Annotated in this window: 1 pseudogene; it reads right to left on the bottom strand. The window is 60.4% G+C overall.

Annotation, left to right across the window (positions count from 1 at the left end):
- A pseudogene (locus SB719_RS19750) lies at nucleotides 1-278 on the bottom strand (hypothetical protein); the annotation flags it as partial.

The raw sequence follows: 278 nt of genomic DNA on the forward strand, positions 1-278 counted from the left end.
GTCGCCGACGATTGCCGCAATCTCGTCGTTCACGAGCGCGCCGACGGCTTCAGGCAGGTGATCGAAATGCACGGTCGCGATGGAGCGTGATTTCAGGAACTGCTCCGCGACACTGCCCGCGCGCACGCCCACGGATTTCCCTTGCAGGTCCGACAGGCTGGAAATGCTGTTGTCGATATGGGCGACCGTCATGACGCTGGTAACCGATGAAGTCACATAGGCGATGATCGCAATGCCGAACACCATCCAGAATGTCTGCCAGACGCGTCCCACCCAGC

The organism is Pantoea sp. SIMBA_079 (assembly GCF_046940275.1).
Classification (GTDB): Bacteria; Pseudomonadota; Gammaproteobacteria; order Enterobacterales; family Enterobacteriaceae; genus Pantoea; species Pantoea borealis.